The organism is Rhizobium sp. SL86 (genome assembly GCF_026672545.1).
In the GTDB taxonomy this organism is placed as follows: Bacteria; Pseudomonadota; Alphaproteobacteria; order Rhizobiales; family Rhizobiaceae; genus Neorhizobium.
This window is the reverse complement of sequence record NZ_JAPPRJ010000006.1, coordinates 165,635-181,123: the sequence shown is the minus strand read 5'-3', so window position 1 is coordinate 181,123 and position 15,489 is coordinate 165,635. Positions and strand designations below refer to the sequence as shown.

Genomic DNA, 15,489 nt, shown 5'->3' with positions numbered 1-15,489 from the left:
CATGACCATCAGAAGCGCCGCGGCGAAAAGGGTTCCAGATCACGTTCCGGCGGTTTGTCGCTCACGAGATCGGCGGCCAGCCGCCCGGTGATCGGCCCGGTGGCGAAGCCGACATGGCCGTGACCGAAGGCATAGATGACGTCCTTCGAACCAGAGGCTTTGCCGATAACCGGCAGTCCGTCGGGCGTGGAGGGGCGGTGTCCCATCCAGCGGTCGATAGCGATGTCTTGCGTCAGTTCAACACCGGAGTAGGTTTTGCGGGCATGGTCTAGAAGGATGTCGACCCGCTTCCAGTTGGGCGGCGTATCGACGGTTGCGAGTTCAACCTGTCCTGAGAGACGTAGACCCTTTGCGGTGGGCGTATTGGCCATTTTGCCATCGCTCGGCATGACAGGGTGCGCGGGTCCGCCCACCGGTACGTTGATCACACCATGATAGCCACGCTCGGATTCCAGAGGAATTCGGTCACCTAGCTGTCGCGCCAAGGTCTTGGCCCAGACGCCCGCGGCTATCACTGTGCGATCGCAGGGAATGTCGCCGCGATCCGTCTTGACGGACTGAAGCCTGTCGCCATTCAGGCGAAATCCAATGGCCTTGGCCTTCACAAGACGTGCACCTTGATTGACCGCCTCCGACACAAGAGAAGACACGTAGCGGCCCGGATCGGTACAATGGGCGCCGGCCTCAGTAAGCACGCCGAAACGATAATGGGGAGATAGAGCCGGCTCCCGAGCCTTCAGACTCGCCTCATCCAGCTCCCGCCAGACAAGGCCCGTGAGACGGCGCAAATGCCAGGCGAGTTTTTCCGTCGCGAAGGCGGAGCGATTGGGATAGGCGTAGAGCAGCCCCTCGCGCCTGATCAGATCGGGTTGCCCGATGCTCTCCGCAAGCGCCATGTGTCGTTCGGGGCTGTCCTTCAAGATCGTCGCGAGGGCTTCGGCGGTTCTTTCGACGCGCGTCAGTGTTGCTCCGGCCAGCAGAAAGCGGGTCAGCCACGGAAGAAGCCTGACGATGTGCTTCCAGCGGATGATGAGCGGGCCATGCGGATTCAGCAGATAGCCCGGTACATGTTTCCAAAGTCCGGGCATTGACATCGGCACCACGGATGCGGGGCTTATCCAGCAGCCGTGACCGTAACTCGCAGCCTGTCTCCCACCCGGTTCACCCGGTTCGATCATCGTGACCTGATGGCCATCACGCAGCAATTCGAGAGCGCTACAGGCTCCGACAATTCCGGCGCCAATGACGACGACATGCTCTGCCTTGCGTTCAGACATCGAAACTTCCACTTGAAAATAGGTACGACATTGACCTCGGCTGCGCAGATCGCTGCCGATTGGATTTTTAACAGGTTGAACGGCGTTCAGCGCTCGGCGAGGATGCGTGCATTTGCACGCAACGATTTCTCCGAGACCGAAATTCCGAGACCAGGACCGGTCGGAACGATGACCTCGCCGTTGCGGTTGTCGATCTTCTCTTCGAGCACGTCATCGGTCAGAACGTGGTGCGGCATGTAGAACTCGCAGCCAAGTGAGACACCGGGCGTCGCGGCGATAAACTGGGTACCTGCCGCAAGCGCAACGCCACCCTCCCATAGGGTTCCACCGTAACCCGGCAAGCGGGCCGTATCCGCGATCGCCATCAGCGCCTGTGCTTCAAGAAGACCACCAGTCTTCATCAGCTTGACGGAAATCGCGTCGGCCGCGCGAAGACGGATGATCTCCATCAGGTCATGGGCTCCGAAACAGCTTTCGTCCGTCAAAATCGGGGTATCCAGATCGGCGGCCAGAGATGCCATCGCAGTCAGGCAGTCGCGGGGAAGCGGTTGCTCGATGAATGTCGGCCGGAATCGATCCACATCCCGCAGAACCTTGATCGCACCGAATGGATGCAGCGCCTGGTTGTAGTCAATCCGCAGATCGATGGTGTCTCCGAAGACGTTCCGCATGGCCTCCAGATGCGCCATATCCTCGCCATGGCTCTTCACGCCAGTCTTGACCTTGAAGATGCGGTTGCCTTGGGGAACCATGTCATGCATGCGGCGCATATCGGCATCGAAGTCTGGGTCAGCAATCGAGAAGGACAGGGGGATTGTGTCCCGGACCCGGCCTCCCAGGAGCTCTGCGATCGACAGGCCACAGGACTTGCCCAGGATATCGAACATCGCCGTTTCGATGGCGAGTTTGGCCTCTCCATGTCCCACAAGGGTCTGCTTCATCTGCAAGGTCAGGCTGCGGATGCGATCAATACGCGCGCCGATCACCAGCGGACGGAGATAGGTATCGATTGCTGCGAAGGCGGCTTCTGCCGTGCCGGTGAACACTTCCCACGGGGCTGCCTCGCCCCATCCGACAATACCCGACGACGAGGTCAGTTCGACGAGAACCCGTTTGACCGTTCCCTTGACGTTGCCGACGCCCTGAAGACGAGCCATCTTGATGGGGCTCTCGATCATGAACACGCGTAATGCGGTTATCTTTTCCATTATCCAACTCTTCCGTCTGCACGATTACCGTGCTGCCGTTCCCTTATGAAAGTGACTGAGAAATGTCCTGGTGGCTTCCACCGCCGGTGCTTCGATAACCAGGCGGGCCTCTCCTTCTTCCACCACGTAGCCGTCGCGCATAAAGATCACGCGGTCCGCAACATCGCGCGCAAAAGCGATCTCGTGGGTGACCAGCACCATAGTCATGCCTTCAGCCGCAAGCTGCTGTATGGTTTGCAGAACCTCGCCGACCAATTCGGGATCGAGCGCTGATGTTGCCTCGTCGAACAGCATCACTTCGGGCTCCATGGCGAGTGCCCGGGCGATGGCGACGCGTTGCTTCTGGCCCCCCGACAATGTTTGTGGTGACTGGTGCGCACGGTCAGCCAGTCCAACCTTTTCCAGTTGCATCATCGCCAATTCGGTTGCGGCCTTCCTGCTCATCCGCTTCACATGAATGGGAGCTTCGATGACATTCTGCAGGACACTCATATGCGGGAAGAGATTGAAGTTCTGGAACACCATGCCGGTCCGGGACCGAAACTGCGCCAACTCCCGAGTTTGAGGTTTCTGGCCTGAGTTGCCGAAGTCGAAATTCCTGTTTCCGACAGTGATGGAGCCAGCATCGGGAACGACCAGAAGATTCATGCAGCGCAAGAGAGTTGACTTGCCCGACCCGGATGGACCGATGAGCGCAAGAACGCCGCCGCGATCGACCTTCAGGCTGATGTCCTTCAGCACCTCGATCTGACCAAAGCTTTTGCGCAGGTGGGAAATCTCGATCATCGGCCTGCTCATGCGAACTCTCCAAGCTTGCGCTCGCGTTGACGCACAAATATCGTCAGAGGGAAAAGGATGGCAAAATATGCTACCGCGACGGCCGTGTATGTCTCCAGCGGCCGAAAGCTGTCATGCGCGGCCATCTGTCCCTGGTAGACGAGGTCGGGTACGGCAAGCACCGAAACCAGCGAGGTGTTCTTGAACTGGAGAATGCTCTGGTTCATCAGCGCCGGTACCATTCGGCGCAAGGCCTGTGGCAGTATGATACGCCGCATCGCAAGGCTCGGTGTCATGCCCAATGCCGCAGCCGCCTCGGACTGTCCGGTATCGATGGACACGATGCCACCGCGGATAATCTCCGCGTAGAATGCTCCGCCATAACCAGAAAGCGCCAGCAGCGAGGCCGTCACCGGCGTCATCTCGATACCTGCCACAATCGGCAAGGCATAGTAGCACCAGATCAACTGAACCAAGATTGGCGTACAGCGAAAAAGCTCGATAAGCGCGAGGGAGATCCCTCGCAGCACGGTAAACCGGGACAAAAGGCAGATCGCTTCAACCAGACCGACGAAAAGCCCCCCGAGAATGATCGCAACGGTGAACGACACCGTGACGCCAAGTCCCTGTAGCAGGAGCCAGCGATACTCCCACAGGATCGAAAAATCCCATTGATACATTGTCTGAATGTCCAGCTATCGAAAGTGATGGAAAGCGGAGCCACCGGCTCCGCTACGATGCCATTCAGATTTCGAAGCCATCCGGGAAGTCTGACTGCTTGACACCGACAAGCGCCATGTTGCGCATGATCGCGTCCTTGACGAAACCGCTGTCGCGTTGGGCGACGATCCAGTTCGTCACGTGTTCCCGCCAGCTGGCATCTTCCTCGCGTCGGAAACCCGCATTGGATGTCGTTGCGTCGAGGGGTGCCGGTAGGATGAGCGTACCGATTGAAGGATTCTTCGCGCGAAGGGTCATTGCCAGAACGAGAACAAGGCACTGGGCATCCACCCGGCCCGCCTGCAATGCTGCAGTTGCATCGCTCGCCGACTTCAGACGGCTGACTTCAGCCTTTGGGGCGTGGCGGGTGATGGCGGAATCATGAGACGATCCGGCATCCACCGCGATGCGCATTGTCGGCTTGTCGAAGTCTTCCCAAGTCTTGCCTTCCATACCCTTGCGCGTGATGAGGGTGAATGCGTTGCGGAAGACGGGACCTGAAAAATCGATGACTTTCTGGCGTTCCGGTGTCGGATTAAGGCCGAAGAAAACGTCGATCTTGTTAGCCTGGAGATCAAGTACGGAATTGCCCCAAGTCGTTTCGGTGATCGAGAGCTGGAGCCCGAGATCAGTCGCTAACTTCTTGCAAATGTCGATGTAGAATCCACGCCAGGTGCCGTCAGCTAAGCTCTTCTGATAATAGGGCGCTCCATCCGCGACAGCACCGATGCGTAGCGTGCCCGACGCCTTGATCCGTTCCAGTGAACTCGCGGCGAAGCCGAGCCTTGCCATTGTCAGCGTTGAGGCCAACGCGCCCGCGCCAATGCCCATCAGTTTGTTAAATTGACGTCTCTTCATATTGAACCCCTTTTTTGTAATGCTCGATATGGCGCGAACACGCCAACGGCATGGTGTTTTATTGTTCCATCGCCGCAACTCATCCAGACTTTGTATCTGTAGTTAGACAACGACAGCCGAGTATGGGGCGACCTTGCACCATTGTGGAAATTGCGAATAATCCGCCTTGTATGAGTTTTAGTCATGATAGATCGGATGTTGCACGATGCGGCGCTATCTTCCCTCACTCTCGGCCCTGCATGCATTCGAGGCTGCTGCGCGCTACATGAATTTCACAAAGGCTGCTGACGACCTTGGGCTGACCCAGAGCGGTGTCAGCCGACAGATCCGCAATCTTGAGGACTTTCTTGGCACGACTCTCTTCCATCGATCCGGTCCACGGCTGGTGTTGACAGAGACTGGCGCCAATTACTATCGAAACCTCGCACTCACATTAGATCGGCTGGAAGAGATCTCCATTGATGCCGTGCGTGGTCGCAGCGTGGATTCCTCGCTGATGATCGGCACCCATCCGACACTCGCCTCCCGCTGGCTGCCTGCACGGCTCGGAGCCTTCATCGGCTCCTACCCCGACATTCCGCTTGAGGTCATGCCGGCGGTGCCATCAACGGATTTCGAGACAACCCGGCTCGACGTCGCCATCTTGCGTGGTGCGGGAACTTGGCTTCACGCCCGTTCGATCGAACTCTTTCCCGAAGTGCTGGCGGTTGTCGCGTCTCCCGCACTCATTCCTCTAGGCAGCAAGCTGGATCGGTTGCAGTTTGCGGAGTTTCCTCTGTTGCAGAATGCTGGGCGTCCGAGCCTGTGGCTGAACTGGCTGCGGCTGGCGGAACTCTCTTACAACGGCCGCATTCAGGGCACGCGCTTTGCCCATCATGAAATGATCATCAACGCCGCGATCCACGGACTCGGGCTTGCAGTCGTCCCGACGTTCTACATCCACCAAGAAATCGCGAGCGGCCAGCTTCACATGCCCTTTGGCGAGCCGCTGCAGTCGGATGACTCCTACTATCTAGTTTACCCAGAGCGGAAGTTTCATAATCCCAATGTCATTGTCTTCCGTGATTGGCTCCTTCGTAGTCTTCGAAAAACGTAACCAAAAACGGCGCAATAGCAACGACAGCTGGCGGTCAGCGGTTCAGATCCCATCAAGAGCTCAAATGAGCTAATGTCGCGGTTGCGAATGCATGCACGGCGTAACGACAGTGTCTTTACACGGATCTTGTAAAGATATTGTCGTTACGCTATATAGGTGCAAACAGGAGTTTGCCATGCCAACCTCACACACGAGCAAAAGCTCGGACGCCAGCGTGCCGCTGAATATGCGCATCAAGCCTGCGACCCGCAACTTGATCGATCGCGCCGCAGAGTTGCTCGGTAAAACGCGAACGGATTTTATGTTGGAAGCCTCAGAGCGCCGAGCCGAGGAGGTGCTGCTTGACCGCACTGTCTTCACGGTAAGCGCGGAAATCTATGCTGAATACCTCGCCCGGCTCGATGCACCCACGCAGCCCAATGAGCGTTTAGCACGCACCATGTCGACCAAAGCTCCGTGGGATGAGGCGTGACCCTTAGCGCACCGGCACCCCTGGCCGATCATCATGAACTGGCCGAGTTCGATTCCGGAGTCGTTGAACTGGACGACTGGCTGCGACGTCGCGCCCGTTCTAATCAAACGAGCGGCGCATCGCGGACCTTCGTCGTGTGCGAGGGGAGCCGCGTCATCGCCTTTTACGCGCTCGCTTCCGGCGCCGTCAAACAGCCGGAAGCACCTGGCCGTTTTCGGCGCAATATGCCTGATCCAATTCCGGTCGCTGTGCTTGGTCGCCTCGCCATTGATCAATCCTACCAAGGGCGCGGTATCGGCAGGGCATTGGTGCGCGATGCGGGCCTGCGCCTGCTCAATGCCGCGGAAGTACTCGGCATTCGAGGCATGCTCGTTCATGCGATTTCAGATGACGCACGAGCCTTCTATGAGGCCGTCGGCTTCCTGTCTTCTCCTTCCGACCCAATGATGCTGATGGTCGGATTGCATGACCTCAATAACGCGTTGAACCCGTAGGCGGAACTCTTCAAAGTTTCGGTTGATGCAATCCATCTCGCTGAATTTCCGACGGAAACTCCCGACATTAAATGAGGGAAGAGGGTTCTAATCCCATCAAGACCCGGCAAGCGCAATCACCAAGCCGATCATCACGGGTACGTCAGATACCTCGTGTGGGCTGTTGGTCTGTCTTTTCGTCCGCCGAGGATGTCGGTCTTCTAGCATTCGCCAATATGGCTCTCAAATGACGCAGAAAGTCTGCTTGCTCGTGCCCAAGAAGCTCAGCCAGTTGCCGCTCGAGATGCACCCCAATCGAGCGCACCGCTTCAAGCCGTGCTGCGCCCTTGTCCGACAGGAAAATCAGGACGCGGCGACGGTCGCGCGGGTCAGGGCCGCGATAGACATCGGCTGACGCGACCATTTTATCGATGATCTTCGTAAGTGTGGGGGAATCGACAAAGACGCGAGTTGCGAGATCGCCCATCGCGACGCCGTTCTCCGCATTGACGGCCTGCAGCACGCGATACTGTTCGATTGAAAGACCGTGCGATCTGAGGCCGGTATCAAGGGTCTGCTCGATCTGGCGGTTCACACCGCAAATCAGATTCGACAGTTGCATTGGGTGCCTCCAGGTTGCAACGATTTTCAACATTTTCTACTACATATAATTTTTTGAAGACATCAGGCAAGTCTCTGCATGCCGTTTCATGCTCAGAGATTGAGCGACTTATCTCCTCTCGATGCCGAAATTTTAAGCCGGGCCGCATGATTGGACCGGCCAGAAAGCAAGTGCAGCCCGCTTTCGGATGCCTGAGGTCAGGTTTAAAGATCTGGCATGGTTCATGCTTCCTTTCTTGGCTATGTGACAGAATCCACCACGCAGGGGCGTTCTGAACGTGAACACTGTCCGGATAGGTCTGCTGATTGCGCAACAGGGCTCGGCTGGCCTTTGGGGGCCGTCGGCGGAAGCTTGTGGTCGGCTGGCGGTTGACGAGATCAACAGGCAGAGCGGTATTCTAAAGCGACATGTTGAACTCCATGTCATCGATGCGGGCCTGTCCGCGCAATCGGCTGCAGACGCGGCCAGTCGGGCGGTTCGGGAACAGAGGGTTTCCGGTGTCGTTTCGATGATCCCTAGCTATGCGCGCGATTCGGTGGCACGCGTGACCAGCGACCGCGTTCCACTTGTCTATACACCGCAATTCGAGGGATTTGCGGGAAGCGTCATGACGACCGGGGAGACCGCCGACGAACTGATATCCCCCGCCTTGCGTTGGCTGATGGAGCGCAAGGGTGCTCGCCGCTTCTTTCTCTGCGGAAATGATTACATCTGGCCGCGTTGCAGCCTGCAAATTGCCCGCACGCTGATTGAACGCTCCGGTGGCATCGTCACTGGCGAAATCTATGTTCCGGTGGGCGTTGCGGATTATGACGAGATCCTCGACCGTATCCGAACTACCCGTTCCGACGCGGTTCTTCCCTATTTTCTGGGCTCGGACAACATTTCCTTCAATCGTGCATTTTGCGACGTCGGGCTGTCGCCTCGTGTCCTGCGCTTCAGTTCGGCGATAGACGAAACTGTGGTCTACGGGCTGCGCGAAGAGGAGACCGAGAACGTCTATGTGTCTTCGGCCTATTTCGCCGCGATCCGTTCGCGCAACAACGGCGCGTTCCTTGAACGCTACCACACCGCCTACGGCGAAAATCCGCCTCCCGCCAACGCTTTCGGCCAATCCTGCTACGAGGGGATCTACTCACTGGCTGCCATGGTCGAGGAAGCCGGAAGCTTCGATGTGCGGCTTCTGAAAAAGCTGTTTGGCCGCGTTCCGATGCGCAAGACGGCCCGCGGTCTTGAAACCACGCCAGCCGTTGGCAGCCGTCATCCCGTGCATGTGGCGCGCTTGGATGGCTACCAATTTTCGATCATGACGGGACTTTAATAAAACTAGTTGCTTTTTCAAATATTGCAATATTAAATAACCCTATGGTGATTATAACCAAGGGGAACTAAACCATGATCCTGTCGCGCCGCCACTTCCTGCATCGCTCCGCCCTGACCTCCGCCGCGCTGATCGGCGCGCCCGCCATCATGCGCTACAGCGCCTTGGCCGCCGACAATCCCATTCTCCTTGGCGCGCTGCACGACCAGTCCGGCCCGCTTGCTGCATCCGGCACGCCGATGGTCTATGCACTCAATCTCGCTGTGGAGGAAATCAATGCGGCGGGCGGCCTGATCGGGCGTCCGGTCAAGGTCATTCATTACGATACGCAATCGAACATCCAGATGTATTCGCAGTATGCGCAGCAGTTGGCGCTGAAGGACAAGGTGGCCGTCGTGCATGGCGGGATCACCTCCGCTTCGCGCGAGGCTGTCCGCCCGACCTTCGACCGCTTCAAGGTGCCGTATTTCTATAACGTGCTGTATGAGGGCGGGGTCTGTGACCGCAACACGTTCTGCACCGGCACCACACCTGCACAGACGGTTGAAAAGCTCGTTCCCAGCGCCATGAAGAAGGCCGGCAAGAAGGCCTACATCATCGCAGCCGATTACAATTACGGCCAGATTACCGCCAAGTGGATGACGAAATACGTCAAGGACAATGGCGGCGAGGTTCTTTCGATCGACTTTTTCCCCCTGGATGTCACGAATTTCGGCCCGACGATCTCCAAGATCCAGGCAGCCAAGCCGGATCTGATCCTTTCGGCGCTGGTTGGCGGCAATCACACAGCCTTCTACCGGCAGTGGGCCTCGGCAGGCATGAAGAGCCAGATCCCGATCGCCTCCACCACCTTCGGCCTCGTCAACGAACCTTCGACGCTGGACGCCGCCGAGAGCGAGAACATTCTCGGTGCCTATGGCTATTTCGAGGAACTGGATACGCAGGCCAGCAAGTCCTTCGTCGAGAAAATCAAGAAGGCGCAACCGAACACCCCCTATATCAGCGAACTGGCTGCGGCCACCTATGAGGGCGTGCACCTGTGGGCGCTTGGCGTAAAGAAAGCCGAGTCGATCGACCGGATGAAGCTGATCGAGGCGCTGGAAGGAGGCATTTCCTTCGATGGCCCAAGCGGCAAAGTACTGATCGACAAGGCAACGCACCATACGACCCGCAATGCGTTTCTGGCCGAGGTCAAGGATCGCAAATGGTCGGTGCTCGAGAGCTACCCGGATGTGAAGCCGCTCGATACGGCCAGCGTCTGCGATCTGGTGAAGAACCCCAACGACACCAAGCAGTACGTCATCAATCTCTAATCGCGATCCAACGGGCGGCGCGATGTGCGCCGCCTCCCATCCCTGCTCCAGGAGGCGAAGGGTCGATATGGAGATCTACCTCATTCTTCTGCTTGACGTGATCAACGGCACGGCATCGCTGTTTCTGCTCTGCCTCGGTCTCGCAATCATCTTCGGCATGATGAAGATCATCAATCTCGCTCATGGCGAGTTCATCATGCTAGGCGCTTACGCCACAGTCATTTCCACCAATGCCGGGATCAATATCTGGATCGCCATGCTGCTGATCGCACCGCTCTTCGTCGGGCTGGTGGGATTGCTGATCGAACGCTGCCTCATCCGTTTCCTCTACGGACGGCTGGTGGATTCGATGCTGGCCACCTGGGGCCTGAGCCTGCTTATCATCGGCATTGTGACGACGGTTTTCGGCAATACGATCCAGGGGGTGCCGACACCGCTCGGTGGCTTTTCCATCGGCAGCTACCGGTCCAGCTACTACACGCTGTTTCTGCTTGCCATGGCGCTGGTGATGATGGCGATCGTCTATGGCGTGATGCGACATACGAGGCTTGGCCTCATTGCCCGCGCCACCATGCAGAACCCGGCCATGGCCAATACGCTCGGCATCAATCCGGCCCGCGTCTACATGGGCACGTTTGCAGCCGGGGCTGCGGTTACGGGGCTTGCGGGCGGTCTGCTTGCGCCGGTTTCCGGCATCACGCCGGTCATGGGCGGGGCCTATGTGGCCAAGGCATTCATCACGGTGGTGGGCGGCGGTGCAGCCATGCTGTCCGGCACGCTGTCTGCATCCACGCTGTTCGGCTCGCTGAACCAGATCGGTGCCTATTTCACCACCCCTGTCTATGGCGAGGTCATTGTCTTTACAGCCGCCATCGTTCTCATTCGCCTTCTGCCTCAAGGCATATCGGGCCGGTTCTTGAAGGGGAATCTGTAATGACTCACCGTCTCAGCCTCATTGCGCAGGCGCTTGCGGTCGCAATCGCGGCAATCGGCATCGCGCTTGCGCCGGGTTACCTGGAAATCTTCACCTTGATGCAAGTCACGCTCTTTGCCGCCATGGCGGTGCTTTCGCTCAGCCTTGCCTTCATCTGGGGGTATGGCGGAATCCTTTCCTTCGGCCAGACAGCCTTCTTCGGCCTTGGCGGCTATACCTATGCGATTGCGGCCATCAACTTTCAGGATTCCACACAAGGAATCCTGCTGGCCGTCTTCATTCCCGGCGTCTTTGCCGCCATCCTGGGCTACTTCGTCTTCTATGGCCGCATTTCCGATGTCTATCTCGGTGTCATAACGCTGACTGTCACGCTGATCCTGTTCAACGTCATCAACTCCACATCCGGCGACGAATACCACATCGGCACGGCCATGCTTGGCGGTTTCAACGGCATTCCGGCGGTTCCCACCTTCAACATGCCCTTCGATCCCGAAAGTCCGCTCTCGCCGGAAGCATCGTGGTGGGCGACCGGCAGCATTCTTCTCATCGTCTATCTGGGCCTTCGCCTGTTGCTGGCAAGCCCGTTCGGGCGGGTAGTCGTGGCCGTTCGCGAAAATGAAACACGCGCCTCGTTGCTGGGTTACGATCCGCGTATGATCCGGCTCATCAGCTTTATCATCGGCGGGGCGGTGGCTGGACTCGCAGGCGCCCTTTACGTGAATTGGGGTGCCTTTGTCGGACCGACCATTTTCAGCCTGTCGCTATCGGCGGAAATCATCATCTGGATCACCATCGGCGGCCTTGGAACACTGCTTGGGCCAGTGCTCGGATGTTTCCTGATCCAGTACATCGTTGCCAGCATCGGCTCGCAGCAGACCTTCAATTCCAACCTGGTTCTCGGTGCAGTCCTGATCGTCTTTGTTCTGCTGCTACCCAAGGGGCTCGTTCCCACCATTCGCGATCTGATCCTGCGGCTGATGGCTAAAAAGCCGCAAGCCGGGAGCGGCGTCACAGCCGGGCTGACTGCGGCCCCCGGCAATTTACACCCGGCAGGAGCATCGTCACATGGCTGAACTGACACCTCTTCTGAAAACGGAACACCTCACCATGCGGTTCGGTGGCGTCGTTGCCAATGACGATATCTGCTTCACGCTTCAGGAAATGGAGCTGCGCTGCCTGATCGGCCCGAACGGAGCGGGAAAGAGTACCTTCTTCAAATCGCTGACCGGCCAGCAGACACCGACCTCCGGCACCATCGCGTTTCGAGGGCAACCGATCACTGGCAAGCTTCCGCACGAAATCGCCCGCATGGGCATCGGCATCAAGACGCAGGTGCCCAATGTCTTCAACGGTCTTTCGGTGCGCGAAAACATCTGGCTTGCCGCCCGCCGCAAGGCCACTCCCAACGGTCTGCCAAAACTCGTGGCAAGCGTTCTGGACTTGATCCGGCTAACACCGGAAAGCGAACGGATCGTCGCCACGCTTTCGCATGGCCAGCGGCAATGGGTGGAAATCGGCATGGTGCTGGCAGCCGAACCGGACCTCATTCTGCTCGACGAACCGGCAGCAGGCATGACTGATGAGGAAACGCTCCGCACTGCCGATATTATCCGCGACATCAACCAGTCGCGCGCCATTGTCGTGGTCGAGCACGATATGGCTTTCATCCGGCTGATCGCCAAGACGGTGACGGTGTTCCACCAGGGGCGCGTTCTGATCGAGGATACCGTCGACACGGTTCTGGCCGACCAGCGGGTGCGTGATGTCTATCTCGGAAAGAAGGTTGCCGCATGACGACGCTGCTTGACGTGAAGGGCCTACGCTCCGGTTACGGACGCATTCCGATCCTCGCTGGCATCGACATGACGATGGCGCAAGGCGAGTATCTGGGCATTCTTGGCCACAATGGCATGGGCAAGACGACGCTGATGCGTACCCTGATGGGGCACCTGCCAGCCACTGCCGGTTCGGTGGAGTTTCAGGGCAAACCCATGACCCAGATGAAGCCGTTCGAACGCTCGCGCCTCGGCCTAGGGCTGGTGCCGCAGGGACGTGAGATCTTTCCAGACCTCAGCGTCATCGACAATCTGCGCATGGGCCTCGCTTCGGCACCTAAGGAAGACAAGGCGATGATCGACATGGTCTTGCAGGATTTCCCACGGCTGGTTCGCCTGCTTGACCGGCGCGGCGGCGCGCTCTCCGGCGGGGAGCAGCAGCTTCTGGCGCTGGCGCGCTGCCTTTGCACCCGTCCGCGCCTGATCCTTCTCGACGAGCCCACGGAAGGCATTCAGCCTTCGATCATTGAGGAAATGATCGAGACGCTTCTGGCTCTGCGGCAACGCTGGCAGCTTTCGCTGGTGGTCGTTGAGCAGAATCTCGAATTCATCACCTCTCTGTGTGATCGCATCCTGCATATCCAGAAAGGTCGCATGACCGGCGAACTGGACAGGCAAGCCCTTCTGGCCGGAGAGGTCGGCATGGGCGCCATGGCCTGAGCCCGCGCGGGAGGTCCGCTCTCCCGCTCCACCCCATCACTGACGTTCAACACTCTTGTCACAACAGGAAAGGATAACCCATGTCCATTACACGCCCGACCATTGAGGATGTTGCAGATCTCGCTGCAAGTCTTCACATGACCATGTCACTGGAGGAGGCCGCCGAATATCAGGGGCTGATGGGCGGCATGTTCGATGCATACGACATCATCGATGCTCTGCCCAACCCTGTGCCGCCGGTGAAATATCCGCGCACCCCAGGCGCGAAACCGGAACCGGCAGACAATGCCTTTGGCGCATGGGCGATCAAAAGCGAAGTCAAGGGTGCAGCCGAAGGCAAGCTTAAAGGCAAGACGGTTGTGCTCAAGGATAATGTGGCGCTGGCAGGCGTGCCGATGATGAACGGCTCAACCACGCTTGAGGGTTTCATTCCCGCCGCTGACGCCACCATCGTGACCCGCATGCTGGACGCGGGCGCTACCATTCTCGGCAAGGCGGTCTGCGAACATTTCTGCCTCTCCGGCGGCAGCCATACTTCCGATCCGGGTCCGGTGCATAATCCCTGGCGCATGGGCTATTCGGCAGGCGGCTCCTCCTCCGGCTCGGCGGCGCTGGTGGCCGCTGGCGAAGTGGACATGGCAATCGGTGGCGATCAGGGCGGCTCGATCCGCATTCCCGCCTCCTATTGCGGCATTTACGGCATGAAGCCGACACACGGCCTCGTTCCCTACACCGGCGTGATGCCGATTGAATCGACCGTCGACCATACCGGCCCGATGACGGCCTCCGTTGCCGACAATGCCCTGCTGCTGGAGGTGCTGGCCGGTGCAGACGGGCTGGATCCGCGCCAGTATTCACCGCAGGTTTCTGCATACACGCAGGCGCTCGGCAAGGGCGTCGAGGGTTTGAAGATTGGTATTCTGAAGGAAGGCTTCCAATTGCCCAATCTTCAGCCGGAAGTCGAGGCAAAGGTTCGCGCCGGGGCCGAGCGTTTTGCGGCCATGGGGGCGAAGGTAACAGAGGTTTCTATTCCGGCGCACCTGACGGCGCTGGCGGCCTGGAACCCCATCACACTCGAAGGCTTCGTCATGCAGATGATGCATGGCAACGGCATGGGCTTCAACTGGAAGGGCCTCTATGACGTTGGCCTTCTGGATGCGCATGCGGGTTGGCGGCAGAAGGCCGACGATCTTTCCCAGACACTGAAGCTGACCATGCTGGTGGGCCAGTGGGGCCTGTCTCACTATCGGGGCCGCTACTATGCCAAGTCCCGCAACATCGCCATCGCTGCGAAGGCTGCCTATGATGCCGTATTCGGCGAATACGACCTGCTGTTGATGCCGACGCTTCCCTGCGTTTCCACACCGCTCCCGGGCAAGGATGCCCCGCTTGCGGAGGTCGTGACCCGCGCCTTCGAGATGACCGCTTCCACAAGCCCCTTCGACGTGACCGGTCATCCTGCCATGTCGATCCCCTGCGGACTGTCGGACGGGCTGCCGGTTGGCCTGATGCTGATCGGCAAGGATTATGCGGAAGCCACGATCTATCAGGCGGCCAGCGCCTTTGAGGCGGATGGCGACTGGAAAACCTTCTGATGCGAACGATCACGGCCATCATTCGGGTGAAGGCAGGACAGGAAGCCGGGATGCGCGATGCGCTGCAGGCAGTGGCAGACTATGTCCACGCACACGAACCGGACACGATGGGATTCTTCATTGCCCAGGGTGATACGGATCCATGCGTCTTCACCACCTATGAGCGTTTTACGGACCAGGCGGCGATGGACAGGCATAACGCATCTTCGGCTGTGGCGGCCTTCTTCGATCGCGTCCAGCCCATTCTCGATGGACCTGTGACGCTTGTCACAGCACTGGAGACCTCCGCCAGACCGTGAGCAGCAGGCTGGCAGCCCGACGCTGCCGG

17 protein-coding genes are annotated in these 15,489 nt (G+C 58.6%); 11 read left to right on the top strand and 6 right to left on the bottom strand.

What is annotated here, in order from left to right:
* Window positions 1-8: 8 nt before the first annotated feature.
* From OU993_RS19730 to OU993_RS19710, 5 genes are all read right to left on the bottom strand, one after another.
* On the bottom strand, window positions 9-1,277 hold the full coding sequence (locus OU993_RS19730) for an NAD(P)/FAD-dependent oxidoreductase (RefSeq protein ID WP_268160341.1): 1,269 nt from the start codon (window positions 1,275-1,277) through the stop codon (window positions 9-11).
* An 86-nt stretch (window positions 1,278-1,363) separates the two neighbouring features.
* Window positions 1,364-2,485 carry an enolase C-terminal domain-like protein gene (locus OU993_RS19725; RefSeq protein ID WP_268160340.1) on the bottom strand — a complete coding sequence of 374 codons (1,122 nt, stop codon included), beginning with the start codon at window positions 2,483-2,485 and terminating at the stop codon, window positions 1,364-1,366.
* 24 nt (window positions 2,486-2,509) lie between these two features.
* Complete coding sequence (locus OU993_RS19720) at window positions 2,510-3,283, bottom strand: amino acid ABC transporter ATP-binding protein (RefSeq protein WP_268160338.1); 774 nt, start codon at window positions 3,281-3,283, stop codon at window positions 2,510-2,512.
* The gene (locus OU993_RS19715; protein ID WP_268160336.1) at window positions 3,280-3,942 is read right to left on the bottom strand and encodes an amino acid ABC transporter permease; all 663 of its coding nucleotides are present in this window, start codon (window positions 3,940-3,942) and stop codon (window positions 3,280-3,282) included. Before OU993_RS19715 ends, OU993_RS19720 begins: the two co-directional genes overlap by 4 nt.
* 64 nt (window positions 3,943-4,006) lie before the next feature.
* Window positions 4,007-4,840 (bottom strand): transporter substrate-binding domain-containing protein, encoded by an 834-nt coding sequence (locus OU993_RS19710; protein ID WP_268160334.1) that lies wholly within the window; start codon window positions 4,838-4,840, stop codon window positions 4,007-4,009.
* A 205-nt stretch (window positions 4,841-5,045) separates the two neighbouring features.
* On the opposite strand from OU993_RS19710, the gene OU993_RS19705 reads away from it, so the two are divergent.
* The 3 genes from OU993_RS19705 (at window position 5,046) to OU993_RS19695 (ending at window position 6,902) form a co-directional block, all read left to right on the top strand.
* Window positions 5,046-5,936, top strand: coding sequence for a LysR substrate-binding domain-containing protein (locus OU993_RS19705; RefSeq protein ID WP_268160332.1), 891 nt, complete (start codon window positions 5,046-5,048; stop codon window positions 5,934-5,936).
* Between the two features lie 175 nt (window positions 5,937-6,111).
* Window positions 6,112-6,408: a type II toxin-antitoxin system TacA family antitoxin gene (locus OU993_RS19700; protein ID WP_112345467.1), complete on the top strand. Its 297-nt coding sequence runs from the start codon at window positions 6,112-6,114 to the stop codon at window positions 6,406-6,408.
* A complete protein-coding gene (locus tag OU993_RS19695) occupies window positions 6,405-6,902 on the top strand; it encodes a GNAT family N-acetyltransferase (protein ID WP_268160328.1) in 498 nt (165 codons plus the stop codon). The genes OU993_RS19700 and OU993_RS19695 overlap by 4 nt, the downstream gene beginning before the upstream one ends.
* A 142-nt stretch (window positions 6,903-7,044) precedes the next feature.
* Here OU993_RS19695 and OU993_RS19690 read toward each other — a convergent pair whose 3' ends face one another.
* Window positions 7,045-7,503 (bottom strand): MarR family winged helix-turn-helix transcriptional regulator, encoded by a 459-nt coding sequence (locus tag OU993_RS19690; protein ID WP_268160326.1) that lies wholly within the window; start codon window positions 7,501-7,503, stop codon window positions 7,045-7,047.
* Between the two features lie 277 nt (window positions 7,504-7,780).
* On the opposite strand from OU993_RS19690, the gene OU993_RS19685 reads away from it, so the two are divergent.
* The 8 genes from OU993_RS19685 (at window position 7,781) to OU993_RS19650 (ending at window position 15,460) form a co-directional block, all read left to right on the top strand.
* Window positions 7,781-8,824 carry a substrate-binding domain-containing protein gene (locus tag OU993_RS19685; RefSeq protein WP_268160324.1) on the top strand — a complete coding sequence of 348 codons (1,044 nt, stop codon included), beginning with the start codon at window positions 7,781-7,783 and terminating at the stop codon, window positions 8,822-8,824.
* A 74-nt stretch (window positions 8,825-8,898) separates the two neighbouring features.
* Window positions 8,899-10,137 carry an urea ABC transporter substrate-binding protein gene (locus tag OU993_RS19680; RefSeq protein WP_268160322.1) on the top strand — a complete coding sequence of 413 codons (1,239 nt, stop codon included), beginning with the start codon at window positions 8,899-8,901 and terminating at the stop codon, window positions 10,135-10,137.
* Between the two features lie 67 nt (window positions 10,138-10,204).
* Entirely contained in the window at window positions 10,205-11,071 is an 867-nt protein-coding gene (locus OU993_RS19675) for a branched-chain amino acid ABC transporter permease (RefSeq protein ID WP_268160320.1), read from the top strand.
* Entirely contained in the window at window positions 11,071-12,144 is a 1,074-nt protein-coding gene (locus OU993_RS19670; RefSeq protein ID WP_268160318.1) for an ABC transporter permease subunit, read from the top strand. Before OU993_RS19675 ends, OU993_RS19670 begins: the two co-directional genes overlap by 1 nt.
* Entirely contained in the window at window positions 12,137-12,865 is a 729-nt protein-coding gene (locus OU993_RS19665) for an ATP-binding cassette domain-containing protein (protein WP_268160316.1), read from the top strand. Before OU993_RS19670 ends, OU993_RS19665 begins: the two co-directional genes overlap by 8 nt.
* Window positions 12,862-13,566, top strand: a complete 705-nt coding sequence (locus tag OU993_RS19660) for an ABC transporter ATP-binding protein (RefSeq protein ID WP_268160315.1) — start codon at window positions 12,862-12,864, stop codon at window positions 13,564-13,566. The genes OU993_RS19665 and OU993_RS19660 overlap by 4 nt, the downstream gene beginning before the upstream one ends.
* A gap of 80 nt (window positions 13,567-13,646) precedes the next feature.
* Window positions 13,647-15,161 carry an amidase gene (locus OU993_RS19655; RefSeq protein ID WP_268160313.1) on the top strand — a complete coding sequence of 505 codons (1,515 nt, stop codon included), beginning with the start codon at window positions 13,647-13,649 and terminating at the stop codon, window positions 15,159-15,161.
* Entirely contained in the window at window positions 15,161-15,460 is a 300-nt protein-coding gene (locus tag OU993_RS19650; protein ID WP_268160311.1) for a putative quinol monooxygenase, read from the top strand. Before OU993_RS19655 ends, OU993_RS19650 begins: the two co-directional genes overlap by 1 nt.
* Window positions 15,461-15,489: the final 29 nt, after the last annotated feature.

Coding starts and splice junctions, on each gene's coding strand:
- OU993_RS19730 (WP_268160341.1), bottom strand. CDS start 1,277: ATGTCTGAACGCAAGGCAGAGCATGTCGTCGTCATTGGCGCCGGAATT.
- OU993_RS19680 (WP_268160322.1), top strand. CDS start 8,899: ATGATCCTGTCGCGCCGCCACTTCCTGCATCGCTCCGCCCTGACCTCC.
- OU993_RS19675 (WP_268160320.1), top strand. CDS start 10,205: ATGGAGATCTACCTCATTCTTCTGCTTGACGTGATCAACGGCACGGCA.
- OU993_RS19715 (WP_268160336.1), bottom strand. CDS start 3,942: ATGTATCAATGGGATTTTTCGATCCTGTGGGAGTATCGCTGGCTCCTG.
- OU993_RS19670 (WP_268160318.1), top strand. CDS start 11,071: ATGACTCACCGTCTCAGCCTCATTGCGCAGGCGCTTGCGGTCGCAATC.
- OU993_RS19690 (WP_268160326.1), bottom strand. CDS start 7,503: ATGCAACTGTCGAATCTGATTTGCGGTGTGAACCGCCAGATCGAGCAG.
- OU993_RS19705 (WP_268160332.1), top strand. CDS start 5,046: ATGCGGCGCTATCTTCCCTCACTCTCGGCCCTGCATGCATTCGAGGCT.
- OU993_RS19720 (WP_268160338.1), bottom strand. CDS start 3,283: ATGAGCAGGCCGATGATCGAGATTTCCCACCTGCGCAAAAGCTTTGGT.
- OU993_RS19650 (WP_268160311.1), top strand. CDS start 15,161: ATGCGAACGATCACGGCCATCATTCGGGTGAAGGCAGGACAGGAAGCC.
- OU993_RS19710 (WP_268160334.1), bottom strand. CDS start 4,840: ATGAAGAGACGTCAATTTAACAAACTGATGGGCATTGGCGCGGGCGCG.
- OU993_RS19660 (WP_268160315.1), top strand. CDS start 12,862: ATGACGACGCTGCTTGACGTGAAGGGCCTACGCTCCGGTTACGGACGC.
- OU993_RS19725 (WP_268160340.1), bottom strand. CDS start 2,485: ATGGAAAAGATAACCGCATTACGCGTGTTCATGATCGAGAGCCCCATC.
- OU993_RS19700 (WP_112345467.1), top strand. CDS start 6,112: ATGCCAACCTCACACACGAGCAAAAGCTCGGACGCCAGCGTGCCGCTG.
- OU993_RS19655 (WP_268160313.1), top strand. CDS start 13,647: ATGTCCATTACACGCCCGACCATTGAGGATGTTGCAGATCTCGCTGCA.
- OU993_RS19665 (WP_268160316.1), top strand. CDS start 12,137: ATGGCTGAACTGACACCTCTTCTGAAAACGGAACACCTCACCATGCGG.